This window comes from Paenibacillus phyllosphaerae, from assembly GCF_014192105.1.
GTDB lineage: Bacteria > Bacillota > Bacilli > Paenibacillales > Paenibacillaceae > Paenibacillus_Z > Paenibacillus_Z phyllosphaerae.
Window position 1 is genome coordinate 45500 of the sequence record NZ_JACHXK010000006.1, and the last position, 16904, is coordinate 62403.

Here is a 16904-nt window from a genome sequence, read left to right on the forward strand (position 1 = left end):
TTTGATTTCGGCGATTGCAAGGTTCCGCGATTCGCGCGTGATGTATCTCACTGCGGGAATGCCCTTGCGCATGGTGTAATAGTAAGGCAAGCGTACGCTGCCATTTAACCAAGGAAGGATTGATCCCTATGCTGTCCGGCGTCATATTGGCTGGGGGCGGGCATGCCGCTACCCAAGGAGAGAACCGAGCCTTCTACGAACTGGAAGGGCAAATGCTTATACACAAACAAATTCGGGAGATGCAGGCATGCTGCAGCGAAGTTACGATCGTCACCGATCAGCCGGGGGCTTTCCTTCGCGCGGTAGACCGGAGCATACGCATTATCAGCGATTATTATCCGGTTAGCGGTCCCTTAAGCGGCATGCATGCCGGCTTGGCGCTCGCGAAGAACCGGCACGTCTGGCTGCTGGGCTGCCATATGCCGTTCCCTTCGGCAGCCGCGGCGAAATTGTTACATGAGCGCAAACTCGAAGGGATGGACGCCATTTTCCCCTGGATCGGAGACGCGCCTCATCCGCTTCACGGTATCTATAACCGCGACTGCGCCGGAAGACTGGAAGCCTTGCTGAGCCAAGGCTGCACGACGAAAGCCGACTTGTTGAAAGCAATCAGCTGGCAGCACATGGAGGAAGCGGAGCTGCGCGAGCATGGCATAGACGGGGGCTTCGTAAGCGCGATTCAATCGAAGGCGGATTGGGAACGCCTCTCCGCAGAACGCGGCGCGACAGTCGCCAGACGGACGCATCCATTAAAATCCCGCAGGACTGTGAGTAATGTCATAGTGAAGCGGGTCAAAAGCAGGTAACTTAGAGACATAGATCAACGGAGGTGTTGGAAGATGGCGATGAAAGAACACGACATCAAGGAAGGCTTGAAACGGAACGAGGCATGGCGCGGATTTGCGGAAGGGAACTGGCAGAAGCGGATCGACGTGAACGCCTTCATCGAGCTTAACCTCACGCCATATGAAGGGGACGAGACGTTCCTCGCGGACCCGACGCAGGACACGTTAACGTTATGGGAACGGGTAAGCGAGCTGCTGAAGGAAGAGCGGGAGCGCGGCGGCGTTCATGATATCGACGTGGATACGGTATCGACGATTACTTCGCACGAACCCGGGTATATCGACGAGGCGCGGGAACGGATCGTCGGCTTGCAGACCGACGCGCCGCTGAAGCGGGCCGTGCAGCCGTTCGGCGGGATCCGGATGGCGGCGGACGCCTGCGAAGCCTATGGCTATACGCTGAATCCGGAGCTCGACCGGCTGTTCACGGACATTCGCAAGACGCATAACCAAGGCGTGTTCGACGCCTATACGACAGAGATGCGGGCAGCGCGCAAAGCGGGTATCATTACCGGGTTGCCGGACGCCTATGGCCGTGGACGCATCATCGGGGATTATCGCCGCGTAGCGCTCTACGGCGTGGATCGACTGATCGCCGGCAAGAAATCGGAGCTGCTCGAGATCGAGGCGGACGCGATGACCGAAGACGTGATCCGGCTGCGCGAAGAGCTGTCCGAGCAGATTCGAAGCCTCGGCGAGCTGAAGCGGATGGCCGCTTCGTATGGTTTCGATATCTCGGCGCCGGCCGTTAACGCCAAGGAAGCGGTACAATGGCTGTACTTCGCTTATCTGGCGGCAATCAAGGAACAGAACGGTGCGGCCATGAGCCTCGGCCGGGTCTCCAGCTTCCTCGATATCTACATTGCGCGCGACCTGGAAGAAGGCGCGATCACGGAGAGCGAAGCGCAAGAGTTGGTCGACCATTTCGTCATGAAGCTGAGAATCGTGAAATTCCTGCGCACGCCGGATTACAACGAACTGTTCAGCGGAGACCCTACCTGGGTAACCGAGTCCGTTGGCGGCATGGGGCTTAACGGGACGACGCGCGTGACGCGCAACTCTTTCCGGTTCCTCCACACGCTCTACAACCTGGGACCTGCGCCAGAGCCGAATCTGACGGTTCTGTGGTCGGCGAAGCTGCCGGACAACTTCAAGAAATACTGCGCGCGGGTATCGGCGGAAACAAGCTCGATTCAATACGAGAACGACGACCTGATGCGCCCGTATTTCGGCGATGACTACGGCATTGCCTGCTGCGTCTCGGCCATGCGGATCGGCAAGCAAATGCAATTCTTCGGCGCGCGCGCCAACTTGGCCAAAACCTTGCTCTACGCCATCAACGGCGGCGTGGACGAGAAGCTGGGTACGCAGATCGGACCTAAGCTTGCGCCGATTACATCGGAAGTGCTGGACTACGAGGAAGTGAAAGCCCGCTTCGATATCGTCCAAGACTGGCTTGCCAAGTTGTACATGAACACGCTGAACGTCATCCACTACATGCATGACAAATATTGCTACGAGCGCATCGAGATGGCGCTGCATGACCGGGATATCGTCCGCACGATGGCCTGCGGCATTGCCGGACTGTCGGTCGTGGCCGACAGCTTGAGCGCAATCCGATACGCCAAGGTTCGCCCGGTTCGCAATGAGCAAGGCATCGTGGTCGATTTCGAGATCGAAGGCGACTATCCGATGTATGGGAACAACGATGACCGCGTAGACGCGATTGCCGTAGAGCTAGCCGAAGGTTTCATGAACCGGCTGCGCCAGCATAAGACTTACCGCGGCGCGATTCCGACCATGTCGGTGCTTACGATTACGTCCAATGTCGTGTACGGGAAGAAAACCGGCAGCACGCCGGACGGACGCAAAGCTGGCCAGCCGTTCGCGCCGGGCGCGAATCCGATGCACGGCCGCGATCGCAAAGGCGCGCTCGCATCGCTCGCTTCCGTGGCGAAACTGCCATACGAGCACAGCCTGGACGGCATCTCCAATACGTTCTCGATCATTCCGAAGGCGCTCGGCCGGGAAGACGAGGCTCGCTTTACTAATTTGGCAGCATTGCTGGACGGTTATACCGCAAGCGGCGGTCACCATCTGAACGTGAACGTGTTCAACCGCGAACAGTTGCTTGATGCGATGGAGCATCCGGAGAAGTACCCGCAGTTGACGATCCGGGTTTCGGGTTATGCCGTGAACTTCATCCGACTGACCAAAGAGCAGCAGCTAGACGTCATTAACCGCACGTTCCACGGGGAAATCTGACAACAAGGCTTAAGAGGAGAGAGGAGCGTGGCCCGCATGAAAGGCCGCATACATTCAATGGATACATTCGGGACCGTGGACGGTCCCGGCATCCGCTTCGTCCTGTTCATGCAGGGCTGCGCGCTGCAGTGCCAGTTCTGCCATAACCCGGATACATGGGATACGGCAGGAGGCCGTCAAGTAACGGTGGAAGAGGTATTGGCGGAGATCGAACCTTACGTACCTTACTACAAAGGTTCGGGCGGCGGCATTACGGTAACGGGAGGCGAGCCGACGCTACAAGCTCCTTTCGTCGCCGAGCTTTTCAAGGCGTGCAAAGAACGTTTCGGTCTGCACACGACGCTGGACAGTTCGGGTTTCTGCGAACCGACCCACGCGGTAACGCTCATGAAGTATACGGATCTGGTGCTGCTCGATCTGAAGCAGATGAACAAGAAGAAGCACGAGCTGCTGACGAGTCAGTCGAACGACAGGATCTTGAAGTTCGCCCGTTGGCTGTCATCGATCGGCAAGCCGGCATGGATCCGGCACGTGCTTATCCCGGGCTATACCGATAACGCTGAGGATTTGAACGCTTTGGGCGAATTCATCTCGCTATTGACCAACGTAGAGAAAGTTGAATTGCTGCCGTACCATCGAATGGGCGTCTATAAGTGGCAGGCCTTGGGCCGCGAATACCCGCTTGAAGGAGTACCGACCCCGACGGACCGGGATGTCCGGCGAGCTCGCGAGATCATAGACAGAGCCAAGAATCATATCGTGCTATAATTCCGGGCAACGAAGCGAAGAGGGCGCATATAGGCGCCTTTTTTGCATATACCGCATTTACCGTCAGGGGGTTTCTCCTATAGGGAATCCCTTTCGCTAAGGGAATTCCCCCTTATAAAAATCGGTGAGGTCCCCGATGTTCGGCGTTGCTCGCGGTGCGGTATGATGGAATCAACAAGGAAGCTCGGTGAGCTTAGGAAAGGGGACGGATGAAGATGGAAGTAATGAACAATCGCGTGGAGGGCCTGGAACCGGTATTATCGGCCGGGAGCTTCGAACTCCTTCAAGGCATCATGTACATGAAGAACGCCGAGAAAGGCAGCTGCTTGTTCTGGGAAGGCGACAAAGCGGATAAATTGTTCTTCATCTTCAGCGGTCGGGTAAGAACGACCAAGACTTCGGACAGCGGGCGGGCGCTGACCCTGTATTTGCATCAAAAGGGCGATCTAGTCGGACAGATGGATCCGTTCAACGACTCCGTGCACAGCTTCAGCGCCGAAGTGACCCATGACGCGAAGGTCGGCGTCATTCAGCGCAAAGACCTTGAAGTATTGCTGTGGCAGCACGGCGATCTGGCGGTGGAGTTCATGAAATGGATGGGCATGATGCATCGCTTGACGCAGAGCAAATTCCGCGATCTGATGTTGTTCGGCAAGACCGGCGCGCTGTGTTCGCTGCTGATCCGGCTGAGCAATTCGTATGGCAAGCAGAGGGACGGCGGGATCTACATCGACTTGAAGATCAACAACACCGAGATGGCCGACATGATCGGCGCGACGCGGGAGAGCGTGAACCGCATGCTGAGCGATATGAAGAAAGCGGACGTCATCGAGTATGCCGACGGTCATTTCACCATCAAAGACTTGAACTACCTGCGGGACGTTTGCCATTGCGAGAACTGCCCGAAGGAGATTTGCCGGATGTAACAGGGCGCATGTTCCCAGGGAGAACCCTTAGCTGCGACTAAGGGAATTCCCGTTGAACGCATATCGCTACGAACCCTCACATGGCGGGCAATAGGGAACCTATAGTTACCGGGTGGAAAGAAAGGTGATGAACCTATGCATGGTGCGCATATAAGAGAGCGGCTCACGCTGGAGCTGGAACGGCTGCGCAAAAGCAGCGGCAGCGATTTTGCCGCGATCGCGCTACCGGCGTCGGATAATCTGGCCATGCGCTGGCAGATCGTGCTCGGCAGCCGCAACGGGAGAGTCTCGCGGATGGCGATCAAGCCGGGTATCGGTATTGGCGGTATGGTGCTGCGGCACGGAACGGTATACACTGTTAGCGAAAGGGAAAATGCTGAACTGCTGGCCCAATGTCCCGTCATGCTCGCCGAACGGTTGGAAGCGGGATTCGCGTGTCCTTTGCTAGGCAACGGCAGCGGATCGGCTGACGGTATCCTCCTGCTCGGCAGTCGAGGGGAGCATAGCTATGAGCGAAGCGGGATTGCGCGAATCTGGGAACAATCCTGGCTGTCAGGGCTTACGGCCGTCATGAATGGCGGCACGATAGGCTAAGAGCCGGCTTAAGTTCAAGAAAGCGAGGAAACGAATGATCAGAATCATAATTGTGGATGATCACGCCATGGTTCGATCCGGCATGCGGATGCTGCTGGAAGGCAAGGACGATATCGAAGTCGTCGGAGAGGCATCCGAAGGAGATGAAGGCATTCGCGCGGCAGAATCGCTTCGTCCGGATGTCGTCTTGATGGACCTTAGCATGCCGCACGGCAAAGACGGGCTGACGGCCGCGGCGGAACTCAAGGTACGCATGCCAGAGATCGCCGTGCTCATCTTGACCATGCATGACGATGATGAATATTTGTTCCGGGCCATACATAACGGCGCGGCGGGGTACGTACTCAAGAGCGCTCCGCACGAGGAATTGCTGACCGCGATCCGCTCGGTCGCCAAGGGAGACGCGTATCTCACCCCGAGCGCCACGAAGCGGCTTATGAATGAATATATGGAGCGGATGAAGCGCGGCGAGAGCACGGATGTATTCGACACGCTGTCGGAGCGGGAGAAGGAAGTGCTGGCGCTCGCGGCGCAAGGGTACGCGAACAAGGAAATCGCCGAGCAGCTGATTATTAGCGTCAAGACGGTAGAGACTCATAAGAGCAACGTCATGGATAAGCTGGGTCTGAAGACGCGGCCGGAGCTGATTAAATACGCGATAAAGAAAGGGCTGCTGCAGTTTGAATAACGATTCCCGCTACCCCGAGCGCGACGTCATTGCCGAACATGTCGATACGCTGCTGTCCCAGCTCGACGCGCAGCTGGAAGAAGGCGGATTCCGCGATGATTTGAGACAATCGCTGAAGCAGTTGGCCGACGTGAAATTAGCGCTCGACGCTTCCTCGATCGTTGCCGTCACGGATCATCGCGGCAAAATTCAATACGTGAACGATAAGTTCTGCCAGATCTCGAAATACGCCCGCCACGAGCTGCTCGGGCAGGATCATCGCATCTTGAATTCCGGCTACCACCCTCAGTCATTCATGCACGAATTGTGGTCAACCATATTAGCGGGCAAAGTATGGATGGGAGATATCCGCAATCGGGCGAAGGACGGTACGTTCTATTGGGTGAATACGACGATCGTTCCGTTCGTGGATGAAGCAGGCAAACCATACCAGTTCCTGGCTATCCGCAACGAAGTGACCCGGCTGAAGAATGTCGAAGAAGAACTGAAGGAGACGCTTGCCAAAGTCATGACCGTCCAAGAGGAAGAGCGGCGCAAATTTTCGCGGGAGCTTCACGATGGCATCGGGCAAAGCCTGTTCTCGCTTCTCATTGGCTTGGATCGTGTCATCTCTGCAGAAGCGACGGAGAAACGGGATCTCTCCATGATTCGCGAGCAGGTCGCGGGCATCATCGAAGAGGTGCGCGGCCTGGCGTGGGAACTGCGGCCGTCGGTGCTGGACGATCTGGGGATCGTGCCGGCTTTGCGGACGTACATCGAGAATTACGTCTCCCATTACGGGATTAAGGTCGCTTTCGATTGCCGACTGCGCGGCCGGCTGGGCAAAGACTACGAAACGGTCATCTACCGCGTCGTTCAGGAAGCGTTGACGAACATCGCCAAGTATGCCGATGTCGACGAAGTCGAGGTCAGCGTCTTCGAACAAGGCGGTGAGGTGACTGCGCGAATTGCCGACCGAGGGAGAGGATTCGATACGATGGCGGCTTCGACGGGCGTCGGCCAATCGAGTATGGCCGAGCGGGCGCGCATCGCGGGCGGAACGCTGTCGGTGGAATCCTCGCCGGGCGAAGGGACCGTCGTAACGCTATGGCTGCCTGCTGCGAAGCCGGAGATGTAACGCGCGGCGCATGGAACTTGAACGCAATCAAACTAGCCCGATCGGGGTAAAATACGCTCAAAAGGAGATGTTAGCAATGAGTGAAAAAGCTTTCGTCATGATTAAGCCGGATGGGGTAAGACGCGGATTGATCGGCAAGATCGTGTGCCGATTCGAGGAGAAGGGATTGGCGCTCGTACGCGCAGAATTAAGAGTCGTCTCGCATGAGACAGCGGAAGCGCATTACGGACATTTGAAGGACAAGCCATTCTTCGGCGAACTGGTCGATTATATTACGTCCGGACCAGTGTTCGCGATGATCGTGGAGGGCAAAGGAGCGGTCAAGAACTCCCGGTCGCTGATCGGTCCGACCAATCCGGCCGAAGCGCCCCCGGGCACGATTCGCGGCGACTACGGATTGACCGTCGAAGAGAATGTCATCCACGGATCGGATTCGCCGGATAATGCGGCGATGGAAATCGATCGATTTTTCAAATAGATGAATGATAGATAGATGAATGTATAGAACGTGAAGAGGCGAAGCGGGTACCTATGTGCGGACACTTGGAATTCAAGTGGTTTGCGTGTAGGTATCTTTTTTGTTTTGATAATGTACTGCCACTTTCGTAGTCACTTGTGTATAATTGGAAAAAATCAATCTGCGGGAGGGAAGGAAGTGACAGAAATTCAGGCAATTGTATTAGATTTGGACGGTACCTTACTAGATCGTCATAAGTCTATATCTCCTCGAAATTATAGTGCTGTTAAAAGGTGTTACGATTCCGGTATTCATATTATTGTTGCTACTGCGCGACCGCCTAGAATCGCTGAACAATTCGTACAGTCACTTCCTTTTGTAGACTATTTGGTGTTCTACAATGGTGCCCTGGTAAAATGCAAATCCAAGCAGACGCAACAGCACATCAGTATCCCAATAGAAGTTAGTGAGCAGATAAACGAATTCATGAGGCTGAATGAGCCTCAGTCAACAATCTCGTATGAAGTAAATGACCTATGGTATACGTGCACGCCGGTGCCCGAGACAGAGAGTGCTCAGTTCGGTGCCCGTTCGAATGATGCTCAACCACAGGTAGTCGATTACGATTTTATCCGTTCAATCTCCCCGACCAAAATATTAGCTCTCGGTTATAGCAATTGGAGGGATGTTAGCCAGAGATTCGGTGACCAGGTTAACGTAATCGCAACCGATGGAGAAGTATTGGTGCAAATCATGCATAAATCAGCCTCAAAAGAAAATGCAGTGAAATCGGTATTAAATGACATCGGGGTCAATCCGGAAATGTCATGGTGTTCGGAGATGATTTTAACGATTTGGGACTTTTCCAGATGTGCGGTTTTCCGGTCGCAATGGGGAATGGGATAACAGAACTAAAAGATTGTGCGAGATACGTTACCGAATCCAATGATAACGATGGTGTCGCTGTAGCGCTTGAGAAGTTCGTACTGTGAACGTTTGGTTAGACGAAGACGCAAAAAACGAGGCAAGGGATGAAATCCCCTGCCTCGTTCTATTTTTGAATCCTTTTTTCACGTTTCGTCCTATTCTTCTTTAGGAATAAAGTTATATATGTCTCCGGATTCCAGCGAATCGATCAGCCGCTCCAACCAGCGGTAGTACTTCAGCGCTTCGATGATTTTAGTTTCGTCGAACAGGGTCAGGTTGTGCAGCTGCTCGTTGTCCGGGTCGGATTCGCGCAATGCCCGTATCTCCTTGAGCGACCGCTCCAATGCAGACATATTGCCGTCGACGGCTTTGCGCCACTTGATCGAGAAGAAGTCGCTGAAGTTCTGATGCCAATCGGGCACCACCTCGTAAAAATCTTTCCGCGAGCCTTTTCCCCATACCTTGTCTATCATCTTCAAATCCAGTAAGGTCCTTACGCCCGTACTCATCGACGTCTTGCTCATGCCCATGGTCTGGCTCATCTGATCCAAGGTGACCGGTCCATCCTGGAAGTACATATATCCGTATAAGTGTCCGATGGACAACGTTATGCCGTAAAGATCCATGTTCTTACCGATTGAATCAATGACACGCTGGCGGGATTTGAGCAGCGACCCCAACTGATCAGGCGTTAATCCGTCTAATTCCTCGTTCATAATTGCCTCCTAAAGGTCACCAAGTCCAACTTCTGATGTTATTGTAATCCTATCTGAAAATAAAAGTAAAGCATTCATTGGAAGGAGAATTAGTTAGGAAATAGGCGTATACAGCAGCAAACATATTGTACAGTTTATACTGTACGTAATTAATAAACCGTATTAACTGTTGACTAAACAGGACTAACCGCCTAAACTTGTAACCAATCGCTACAAGCAAGGGAGGGAACAACGTGTCCATCATTGAAGCCAGACAACTAACCAAGATTTTCGGAGGCGACCCAGACAAAGCACTTCAGCTGCTACAGCAAGGGTGGACGAAAGAACGGATTCTGAAGGAAACGAAGCATACCATTGGGGTGAATCAAGCAAGTTTCACGATTGAAGCCGGGCAAATCTTCGTCATAATGGGCTTGTCAGGCAGCGGGAAGTCCACGCTGATCCGACTGCTGAATCGATTAATCGAGCCGACGAGCGGCCAATTGTTGTTCGAAGGGCGTGACGTGGTCACGATGAATGCGCAGGAGCTGCGCCAATTCAGACGGAAGAAGATTGGGATGGTGTTCCAGAAATTCGCCTTATTCCCGCATCGGACCGTTCTTCAGAATGTCGAGTATGGGCTTGAAATTCAAGGTATCGATAAAACAACTCGAAAGCAGATGGCGCAGCAATCGCTGGAGCTGGTCGGCCTTAAAGGCTGGGAGGACAGCTATCCCGATCAGCTGAGCGGCGGTATGCAGCAGCGCGTCGGTCTTGCTCGCGGGTTGGCCAACGATCCCGACGTGCTGCTCATGGATGAAGCATTCAGCGCGCTGGATCCGCTGATCCGCAAAGATATGCAAGATGAGCTGCTGCAGTTGCAATCCACGATGCAGAAGACGATCGTGTTCATTACGCACGATCTGGATGAAGCGCTGCGCATAGGGGATAGAATCGCGCTCATGAAGGACGGCGTTATCGTCCAGATCGGAACGCCTGAAGAAATATTAATGGAGCCCGCGAATCAATACGTGGAGCGGTTTATTGAGGATGTTGACCTCTCCAAAGTGTTGACCGCCGCTCATGTCATGATTCGGCCGGAGACGATCAGGCTCGAACGGGGACCGAGGGTCGCGCTGCAGCTCATGCGCGAACAAGGCGTCTCGAGCTTGTATGTAACGGACAAAGGCAAGAAGCTGCTCGGGGTCATTACGGCTGAAGGTGCTTCGGCTGCCTTGAAGGAAGGATTATTGCTTGAAGATATTCTGGTCCGCGATATTCCGAAGGTCGCGCCAGATACGTTCCTCCATGAATTGTTCGATCCGATGTCTTCTTCGCATGTGCCTTTGGCGGTTATCGATGAGGCGGAGCGGCTGCTCGGCATTATTATTCGAGGCTCCGTCCTGGCTGCGCTAGCAGGGAACACCGTACCGGAAGCAGGTGCTGCACGATGAATTTGCCAAAACTGCCATTGGGCGATTGGATCGAAACATTGGAAGCATGGTTAGAGAATCATTTTGACCCTTTATTTGAACTTATTCGAGTCATTATCGGTTCCGTCGTCGATTTCCTCGCCAGCGTACTCATGCTCGGACCTTCATTGGTGATGCTGCTCGTGCTGACCCTGATTGCCTGGTTGATTGGCAAATGGAGAATCGGAATTTTCGCATTAATCGGACTTTTGTTAATCGATAATTTAGGTTATTGGGAGCATGCGATGGAAACTTTGGCCATTGTGCTGGCAGCCTCGCTATTCTCGATTCTAGTGGGCGTGCCGGTCGGCATCTTATGCGCCAGAAGCCGAGTGGCGCAGAATGTATTGACCCCGGTGCTGGACTTCATGCAGACGATGCCTGCTTTCGTTTATTTGCTGCCGGCCGTGTCATTTTTCTCCCTAGGGGTTGTGCCCGGCGTTATCGCTTCTATTATATTTGCCGTGCCTCCGACGATTCGTCTGACGAATCTCGGTATCCGGCAGGTTCCTGCCGAGCTTGTCGAGGCGGCGAACGCCTTCGGATCGACGCCGAACCAGAAGCTATTGAAACTTCAGTTGCCGATGGCTCTGCCAACCATGATGGCCGGTATCAATCAGACGATTATGCTGTCGTTGTCCATGGTCGTCATCTCGTCGATGATCGGCGCGCAAGGGCTCGGCGCCGATGTTTATCGCGCCGTCACGCAGACGAAGACCGGTCAAGGCTTCGAAGCTGGCTTGGCGATCGTTGTACTAGCCATCCTTCTCGATCGCTTGACGTCGAGAGTCATGAAGAAAAATAAACGCTAGAGGTGAATGAATAATGAAGAAGAAGTGGGGATTGGCCTTATCCGCCGTTATCATTGCAGCAGGACTTGCAGGTTGTACGAACGCTGGAGATAACAAAGCGATCAAACTTGCTTACGTCGCTTGGGATTCCGAGATCGCCAGCACGAACGTGGTGAAATACGTGCTGGAGTCCAAGCTGGATTATGAAGTCGAGCTGCTGCAAGTCGATGCCGGACCGATGTGGGCCGGGATTGCCGACGGCAGCGCGGATGCGATGGTCGCGGCTTGGCTGCCATCGACGCATGCTTCCTATCTGGAGAAATACGGTGCCGATATGGAAGATCTCGGAGAGAACTTGAGCGGAACGAAAGTCGGACTGGTCGTCCCTTCCTATATGGAACTCAGCTCGATCGAAGATTTGAAGACCGCTGGCAGTGATGTCGCACATAAAATTATCGGCATCGAACCCGGCGCCGGGATCATGATGTCGACCGACCAGGCGCTCAAAGATTATGGGCTCGATTCGGATTGGAAGCTGGTGGAGAGCTCCTCGGCGGCGATGGCGACCGAGCTCCAGAAGGCCTATGAAGCGAAGGAGCCAATAATTGTGACAGGCTGGACGCCGCACTGGATGTTCGCCAAGATGGACCTCAAATATCTGGAGGATCCGAAAGGTGTGTACGGCGGCGATGAGCAGATCCATACGATGGCGCGCAAAGATTTGCAATCGGATATGCCTGACGCCTACAAGCTGCTCGATCAGTTTACATGGACCCCGGACGATATGGCAGAGGTGATGGTAGCCATTCAGGAAGGGAAATCCCCTGAAGAAGCGGCCAAAGCATGGGTGGACAGCCATGAAGACCAAGTGAAAGCATGGCTGGCCGGGATTGAATAACTCGGTTCGAGGGTACATGAAGGAATAGAGAAGGAAGGCTTCTGACTGCCTTGTTATCGGCGGGAGTAGGCCTTCCCTTTTTCTGCATAAGGAGGAGAAGATCTACAAACAATGAACGGGGAACATGCGATTCCATGCAAGTTATGAAAAGAGGTTAAAGATGGTATTTAGAATATCTTTAGTAATAATTTTATTGTTCGTGTTATGGGGTGCGATTGCCCCGGATCAATTATCGGCCGTGGCGGACCGGACCTTTGCCTTCTCCATCGGTAATTTCGGCTGGTTCTACTTGCTGTCGACCTTAATGTTCCTCGTCTTTGCCTTATATATGGCGTTCAGTCGATTCGGGAAGGTCAAGCTGGGGGATGACGATGATGAACCGGAGTATTCGAATATATCCTGGTTCGCTATGTTATTCAGCGCCGGCATGGGAATAGGGCTCGTCTTCTGGGGCGTCGCGGAACCGCTCTCCCATTATATGAGTCCGCCTGAAGGCGCAACTGGAGGAACGGTGGAATCGGCTCGCCTGGCGATGCGATATGCTTTCTTCCATTGGGGATTGCATCCTTGGGCGGTCTATACCGTCATCTCGCTGTCGCTCGCTTATTTTCAATTCCGCAAAGGCTATAAGGGCTTAATCAGCCCAACCTTCATACCGCTCCTGGGCAGCAGACTGGTTGAAGGGGGCGTCGGCAAAGCCATCGATACCCTAGCGGTCATTGCGACCGCCTTCGGTGTAGCGACCTCGCTTGGTCTTGGTACGCTTCAAATCAATGGAGGTCTGAATCATCTGTTCGGATTGCCCATGTCGGTAACGGCGCAGGTCGGCATTATCGTCATCGTAACGGTGCTGTTCCTTCTGTCGGCTACGACCGGTCTGGATAAGGGAATCCGGATGATCAGCAATGCGAACCTCCTTATAGCCGTCATTCTGTTGTTGTTCGTGCTCTTAATGGGGCCGACCTCGTTTATTTTCGATACTTTCACGTTGTCGCTCGGGGGTTACCTGCAAAATCTAATCGAGATGAGCCTGCGTCTGACACCATTTACCAAAGGAACTTGGGTAGGTTCATGGACGCTCTTCTACTGGGCGTGGTGGATCGCCTGGGCGCCGTTCGTCGGCACCTTTATCGCCCGGGTATCGAAGGGCAGGACGATCAAGGAATTCGTGCTCGGCGTGTTGCTTATCCCGAGCGCCTTCGGTTTTGTCTGGTTCGCCGTCTTCGGCGGGACTGGGCTTCAGCTGGAAATGTTCGATCATGTAGAGCTGGCTAAGGCCGTTCAGGAGGACGTCACCTCGGCCCTGTTCCTGACGTTGGAAGAGCTGCCGCTAGGAACGATCATCGCGGGGATCGCGACGCTGCTCATTATTACGTTCTTCGTCACATCGGCCGATTCCGCGACATTCGTGCTAGGCATGTTGTCGTCAGATGGTAATCTCAATCCGACGAACAAGGTGAAGATTACCTGGGGCATCCTGCAGTCCTCCATCGCGCTTGTGCTTCTTATAAGCGGGGGATTGAACGGGTTACAGACCGCTTCTATTGCTGCGGCGCTGCCGTTTGCCGTCATCCTGATCGGGATGTGCGTTTCTTTACATAAGGCATTAAGCGAGGAAGACAAACTTCTCAAGAAGCGGGAGCGGCAGCAGCGCATCCGATTGCAAAAACTGCTGGAACGAGAGACCGCGTCTGAAGAGTCTTCTCAGGTGAAAGTCTAGTTCGCGACGCTGCGTTGAAGAAGATGACACATCACGAAGTATACCTGCATATTAGGAATAAGCTTGGCATGCGCTGATGACTGACAGGCAGTTGCTGCTGGGCTAAGCGGCAAACCACGGTTTACTCCTGGGAAAAATTCGGGTATAATGACAAGGAATTAACTGAATAACGTGAATTACCGGAGGAGCCTGTCACCAAGGGCTCCTTGTTGCTTATTGCGGGAAGTATGGCGATGAACGCGTCATCTTTACGCATGGAGGAGCCCGTCAACCGGATCGCTGTGTCATTATGCGCGGCAGTCTCGGATGATGCGGCTCTTTTTGTTGTTTTTTGTAACAATGAACCATATTAAGTCTAAGGAGGAAATCGATATGCATCTGTTCAACGAAACTTTTATTCAGCTCTTAGTTCTGCTCGCGGTCTCCATGTTCGTCATTGCCGTTGCCAAGAAATTGAATCAACCCTATTCGATCGCACTCGTCATTGTCGGCTTGGTGCTCGGCATTACGAATGTTCCGTTCTTGGAGGAGGCGGAAACGTACATCACGCAATCTCATGTATTCCAAGCGGTCATCATCTCGTTGTTCTTGCCGATTCTGCTTGGCGACGCGACCTTGAAGCTGCCGTTCTCTCATCTCAGAGAGCAGAGCAAGCCCGTATTGGCGCTTGCGTTCGGCGGAACGCTGTTGTCATTCTTCGTCATTGCAGCGGCGGGTTACTATCTGCTTGATCTGCCGCTTGTTGTCGCCTTTACCTTCGCTTCGCTGATGAGCGCGACAGATCCGATCAGCGTCATCTCCATCTTCAAGTCGTTAGGCGTACCGAAGTCCATCGTCACCATCATCGAAGGGGAATCGCTGTTTAATGACGGGATTGCCGTCGTGTTATTCCAAATCTCATCGATTTATTTGCTCTCTTACATGGAGATGGGGATTGCAGGCGTAGGAAGCGGCGTGCTCTTGTTCCTCAAGTTCGCGCTTGGCGGGATCGCGGTCGGCGCAGTCATGGGCTATTTGTTCTCCCAGCTGATCCGTTTCTATGATGACTATCCATTGGAGATCGGCTTCTCGATGCTGTTATTCTTCGGCAGCTACTTCATTGCCGAGCACTTCCATGTGTCCGGCGTTATTGCGGTTGTCGTGGGCGGCTTAATCTTCGGCAGCTACGGCGCCAAGATCGGCATGTCGGAGACGACGCTAACGAACATTCATTCGTTCTGGGATGTCATTACGCTGATCGCCAATTCCCTCATCTTCTTAATGATCGGTCTTGAGATTAAACAGATCGACTTCTCCGACAAATGGCTTGTGATCGCAGGCGCGATCTTGATTGTCCTTGTCGGCCGAACGGTCGCGCTCTATGCGAGCGTCTCGATGCTTCGCAACTTCCCGGGCAGCTGGAAGGCGATTCTGAACTGGGGCGGTCTGAAGGGGAGCCTGTCGATCGCACTCGCCTTGAGCCTGCCCGCTTCATTCGAAGGGAGAGAGACTGTGCTCGTCCTGACCTTCAGCGTCGTCTTGTTCTCCTTGCTCATCCAAGGGTTGACGATCAAGCCGCTCGTGCTGAAGCTCGGGCTGAGCGAGAAGAAAGGAAGCAGGCAATAGGATGGGATCTGCCAAGTGTGAAGCATAGGCTTCCGGATTAGACTAAGCGGCGGTGGAGAAGACGGCAATGAGGTCTTCTCCACTTTTTTTGCGGGGCAAAGATTACAACATCCGGGCCAGCTTCCTGTACTCCCGAGGCGATATGCCTTCATGACGTTTGAACACTCTGCTGAAATAATGCAGGTCTTCATAGCCGACCTGTTGTCCGATCTCCATCACGGTTTGTTCGGTTTCCCGTAGCAGCCGTCTGGCTTCGCGATGGCGGATATCGGCGACGAATTCTCCTGGTGGCTTGCCGGCAATCCGCTTGAACAGCTTCGCCAGATGATCCTCATGCATATTCGCTCGGCTGGCCAGCGACCTGCTGCTCCAATCGTGCGACGGATCAGCCTCGACCGCTTGCATCAATGCGGCGATCTGAGGGCCGTGCGGCGTAGATTTGGCTATGCGGCGCGCCATTTGCGTGCGGAGCAGGCTGACTAGAATGTTCAGCATTAATCCTTTGCAGATCAGTTTGTATCCGGGACTGCGCATGGAGAATTCCTGAATGAGCTGCTCCATCCATTCCACTACGGCAGGGGAGGGATGGTAGACCAAGTGGTCCGAGAGCGGGCTGAACTCGTCCGATACGGCTTCCACGGCAAATTTGCGGGGCTGGACATGATTTTCATTGACCACCATATCATCCTCGCACTGCACATCCATCTCGCCCAAAAAGTCAAAATGAATGCCGATGAACTTGGCATGCGGCTCGGAGAGTACCTCATTCTGGTGCCATACCCCCGGAGGCAGCAGGATCATCTGTCCGGCTTGCAGGGGATAGGCCGCGTCATGCATCGTGGTTACGGCTGCGCCTTGGCTGACGTAGAGCAGTTCGAAGTCGTAGAGTCTTCGCCAATTCAATTTGCCGGTCGGCATCGTCTGGGCTTGCGCGTAATGAATGCCGGGCGACCATTCCCTATACGGCCGCATCTGTCGGACGTAAGGGATCGTTATGCTGTCCGCCGTGTTCTCCTTCATTAGTCTACCGCTCCTTCATCTCCAACGATAATGGCAGGAAAAGTCCAAGTAGTCGCGCTATACGCTAACTACGTCAAGCTTAGATCCCATTATACTATAGGTATTACTTGATTCGT

The 16904-nt window shown here is 53.8% G+C and carries 15 protein-coding genes and 1 pseudogene; 14 read left to right on the plus strand and 2 right to left on the minus strand.

What is annotated here, in order from left to right:
* The first annotated feature begins 128 nt into the window (after nt 1-128).
* From mobA to FHS18_RS14880, 9 genes and pseudogenes are all read left to right on the plus strand, one after another.
* On the plus strand, nt 129-806 hold the full coding sequence (gene mobA, locus FHS18_RS14840; RefSeq protein ID WP_183600868.1) for a molybdenum cofactor guanylyltransferase: 678 nt from the start codon (nt 129-131) through the stop codon (nt 804-806).
* A 33-nt stretch (nt 807-839) separates the two neighbouring features.
* Entirely contained in the window at nt 840-3110 is a 2271-nt protein-coding gene (pflB, locus tag FHS18_RS14845) for a formate C-acetyltransferase (protein WP_281378756.1), read from the plus strand.
* 36 nt (nt 3111-3146) lie between these two features.
* A complete protein-coding gene (gene pflA, locus FHS18_RS14850; protein WP_183600869.1) occupies nt 3147-3878 on the plus strand; it encodes a pyruvate formate-lyase-activating protein in 732 nt (243 codons plus the stop codon).
* A 209-nt stretch (nt 3879-4087) separates the two neighbouring features.
* Nucleotides 4088-4804: a Crp/Fnr family transcriptional regulator gene (locus FHS18_RS14855; RefSeq protein WP_409348551.1), complete on the plus strand. Its 717-nt coding sequence runs from the start codon at nt 4088-4090 to the stop codon at nt 4802-4804.
* 135 nt (nt 4805-4939) lie between these two features.
* Nucleotides 4940-5398, plus strand: coding sequence for a hypothetical protein (locus tag FHS18_RS14860; protein WP_183600870.1), 459 nt, complete (start codon nt 4940-4942; stop codon nt 5396-5398).
* A gap of 34 nt (nt 5399-5432) precedes the next feature.
* Nucleotides 5433-6086, plus strand: a complete 654-nt coding sequence (locus FHS18_RS14865) for a response regulator (protein WP_183600871.1) — start codon at nt 5433-5435, stop codon at nt 6084-6086.
* Nucleotides 6079-7203: a PAS domain-containing sensor histidine kinase gene (locus FHS18_RS14870; RefSeq protein WP_183600872.1), complete on the plus strand. Its 1125-nt coding sequence runs from the start codon at nt 6079-6081 to the stop codon at nt 7201-7203. The genes FHS18_RS14865 and FHS18_RS14870 overlap by 8 nt, the downstream gene beginning before the upstream one ends.
* 76 nt (nt 7204-7279) lie before the next feature.
* Nucleotides 7280-7681 (plus strand): nucleoside-diphosphate kinase, encoded by a 402-nt coding sequence (ndk, locus tag FHS18_RS14875; RefSeq protein WP_183600873.1) that lies wholly within the window; start codon nt 7280-7282, stop codon nt 7679-7681.
* Between the two features lie 111 nt (nt 7682-7792).
* Nucleotides 7793-8652 (plus strand): annotated as a pseudogene (locus FHS18_RS14880) (Cof-type HAD-IIB family hydrolase).
* A gap of 90 nt (nt 8653-8742) precedes the next feature.
* On the opposite strand, the gene FHS18_RS14885 reads toward FHS18_RS14880, so the two are convergent.
* Nucleotides 8743-9303: a GbsR/MarR family transcriptional regulator gene (locus FHS18_RS14885; protein WP_183600875.1), complete on the minus strand. Its 561-nt coding sequence runs from the start codon at nt 9301-9303 to the stop codon at nt 8743-8745.
* 233 nt (nt 9304-9536) lie between these two features.
* Here FHS18_RS14885 and FHS18_RS14890 point away from each other — a divergent pair, with 233 nt between their 5' ends.
* From FHS18_RS14890 to FHS18_RS14910, 5 genes are all read left to right on the plus strand, one after another.
* Nucleotides 9537-10736 (plus strand): betaine/proline/choline family ABC transporter ATP-binding protein, encoded by a 1200-nt coding sequence (locus FHS18_RS14890; RefSeq protein WP_183600876.1) that lies wholly within the window; start codon nt 9537-9539, stop codon nt 10734-10736.
* Complete coding sequence (locus FHS18_RS14895; RefSeq protein WP_183600877.1) at nt 10733-11566, plus strand: ABC transporter permease; 834 nt, start codon at nt 10733-10735, stop codon at nt 11564-11566. The genes FHS18_RS14890 and FHS18_RS14895 overlap by 4 nt, the downstream gene beginning before the upstream one ends.
* Nucleotides 11567-11579: 13 nt before the next feature.
* Nucleotides 11580-12443, plus strand: a complete 864-nt coding sequence (locus tag FHS18_RS14900; RefSeq protein WP_183600878.1) for a glycine betaine ABC transporter substrate-binding protein — start codon at nt 11580-11582, stop codon at nt 12441-12443.
* A gap of 160 nt (nt 12444-12603) precedes the next feature.
* Nucleotides 12604-14163 carry a glycine betaine uptake BCCT transporter gene (locus FHS18_RS14905; protein WP_183600879.1) on the plus strand — a complete coding sequence of 520 codons (1560 nt, stop codon included), beginning with the start codon at nt 12604-12606 and terminating at the stop codon, nt 14161-14163.
* Nucleotides 14164-14535: 372 nt separating this feature from the next.
* On the plus strand, nt 14536-15768 hold the full coding sequence (locus FHS18_RS14910; RefSeq protein ID WP_183600880.1) for a cation:proton antiporter: 1233 nt from the start codon (nt 14536-14538) through the stop codon (nt 15766-15768).
* 102 nt (nt 15769-15870) lie between these two features.
* On the opposite strand, the gene FHS18_RS14915 is transcribed toward FHS18_RS14910, so the two are convergent.
* A complete protein-coding gene (locus tag FHS18_RS14915) occupies nt 15871-16788 on the minus strand; it encodes a helix-turn-helix transcriptional regulator (RefSeq protein WP_183600881.1) in 918 nt (305 codons plus the stop codon).
* Nucleotides 16789-16904 lie beyond the last annotated feature (116 nt).

Coding starts and splice junctions, on each gene's coding strand:
- pflB (WP_281378756.1), top strand. CDS start 840: ATGGCGATGAAAGAACACGACATCAAGGAAGGCTTGAAACGGAACGAG.
- FHS18_RS14895 (WP_183600877.1), top strand. CDS start 10,733: ATGAATTTGCCAAAACTGCCATTGGGCGATTGGATCGAAACATTGGAA.
- pflA (WP_183600869.1), top strand. CDS start 3,147: ATGAAAGGCCGCATACATTCAATGGATACATTCGGGACCGTGGACGGT.
- FHS18_RS14910 (WP_183600880.1), top strand. CDS start 14,536: ATGCATCTGTTCAACGAAACTTTTATTCAGCTCTTAGTTCTGCTCGCG.
- FHS18_RS14900 (WP_183600878.1), top strand. CDS start 11,580: ATGAAGAAGAAGTGGGGATTGGCCTTATCCGCCGTTATCATTGCAGCA.
- FHS18_RS14865 (WP_183600871.1), top strand. CDS start 5,433: ATGATCAGAATCATAATTGTGGATGATCACGCCATGGTTCGATCCGGC.
- FHS18_RS14885 (WP_183600875.1), bottom strand. CDS start 9,303: ATGAACGAGGAATTAGACGGATTAACGCCTGATCAGTTGGGGTCGCTG.
- mobA (WP_183600868.1), top strand. CDS start 129: ATGCTGTCCGGCGTCATATTGGCTGGGGGCGGGCATGCCGCTACCCAA.
- FHS18_RS14905 (WP_183600879.1), top strand. CDS start 12,604: ATGGTATTTAGAATATCTTTAGTAATAATTTTATTGTTCGTGTTATGG.
- FHS18_RS14855 (WP_409348551.1), top strand. CDS start 4,088: ATGAAGATGGAAGTAATGAACAATCGCGTGGAGGGCCTGGAACCGGTA.
- ndk (WP_183600873.1), top strand. CDS start 7,280: ATGAGTGAAAAAGCTTTCGTCATGATTAAGCCGGATGGGGTAAGACGC.
- FHS18_RS14860 (WP_183600870.1), top strand. CDS start 4,940: ATGCATGGTGCGCATATAAGAGAGCGGCTCACGCTGGAGCTGGAACGG.
- FHS18_RS14915 (WP_183600881.1), bottom strand. CDS start 16,788: ATGAAGGAGAACACGGCGGACAGCATAACGATCCCTTACGTCCGACAG.